Raw genomic sequence first — 1,127 nt, 5'->3', positions numbered from 1 at the left:
AAGCTACACTCGTCATCACAACACCTCTGTTAAATACCAAATTACTCACCTCAGGCTTCGCCTAAAAAATCGAGCGAAGACTTATTAAATGCAACAAAATGTTCATTTTTAGGCGGGCTACTCTTGAAAAAGAAATTTTCTACGATAGACTCGCGTTTACGGTTTAGATACAAAAATGCAACTTGGTTAAGCAAACAATAGAGACAAACAAATAGCGTACATCAGACAACATAGGGACTGATGCTGTTTATAACGCGAGTGCGACAAGCAAAAGGATTGAGTTGGTGGGGAAATTTGATAAGCGCTTTACAGGAGACGACCTGCGCCGCATGCGCAAAGTCGCCGGCAAAACCACGCAAGAAATGGCTAACTTGGTTGGCGTGGAACGTGGCACTTATGAAAACTACGAAAAAGGTGTAAGCAAATTTCCCTATGAATATTTTGAAATATGGTGCGACACCTGCGGCATCAACCTCAACCCACTCAGAGAACAAATTCTTGCCTTGAGAGACAAAATTGACGACGCCAAATTATGGCGCAAGTCTCCAACACCGCGAAATAACAAACCAAGCAATGAGGATAACGGCTAATGAAAGATGCGCACTTCAATAGCCCCTCACCACAATGGCAGACAATAAAGTTACGAATAAGGTCTATTTGCAACACGATGTTTTCAACCTTGTTGTTAAGGGGTAAAGTAGAGTGGAAACTAAACACCGCAAAACTTAACTTAGAAAGGACGTCATTATGCGCTTTTTGCTAAAAAAGACCACTAGTAAACTTTCAGATATTTATCAGCTCCACCTCAAAGAGACAAAAATGGTTTCTGGTGGCAGCGGTCCAAATAAAGATAAAGACCCTAAAAGAAAAGACAATCAAAGCAGAAGCTCACGACATTTTTCACTTTTAAGTAAGAAACAGAATAGGCAAGTATATGCTGGTAGTGGCGGTAATAAGGCAACCGATCCCAAAAAAGAAAGTGAGAGTTACTCAACTCTGCTCGTTTATGTCAAGGAAAAAGAATGAAGTTATCTTGGTGCTTTTTAATATTTGGAATAGTATCAGCTGTTTTATTTTCAGCAACTTACATAAATTTAGAAATTTATGCCAATGGCTCTATTTTAATT

At 39.4% G+C, this 1,127-nt stretch carries 2 protein-coding genes; both read left to right on the top strand.

What is annotated here, in order from left to right; translation table 11 throughout:
- Positions 1 to 284: 284 nt before the first annotated feature.
- Complete coding sequence (locus L1D50_RS23025; RefSeq protein ID WP_239966936.1) at positions 285 to 590, top strand: helix-turn-helix transcriptional regulator; 306 nt, start codon at positions 285 to 287, stop codon at positions 588 to 590.
- Positions 591 to 747: 157 nt separating this feature from the next.
- Positions 748 to 1,026 (top strand): hypothetical protein, encoded by a 279-nt coding sequence (locus tag L1D50_RS23020; protein WP_138522740.1) that lies wholly within the window; start codon positions 748 to 750, stop codon positions 1,024 to 1,026.
- The last annotated feature ends 101 nt before the right edge of the window (positions 1,027 to 1,127 follow it).

The sequence above is a fragment of the Pseudoalteromonas sp. Isolate6 genome (genome assembly GCF_022398435.1).
GTDB lineage: Bacteria > Pseudomonadota > Gammaproteobacteria > Enterobacterales > Alteromonadaceae > Pseudoalteromonas > Pseudoalteromonas galatheae.
Note: the sequence above shows the minus strand (reverse complement) of the source record. Positions and strands in the feature narration are given on the sequence as shown.

What these genes read in the sequence shown, in the direction of transcription:
- L1D50_RS23020 (WP_138522740.1), top strand. Translation starts at nt 748, where the DNA reads ATGCGCTTTTTGCTAAAAAAGACCACTAGTAAACTTTCAGATATTTAT.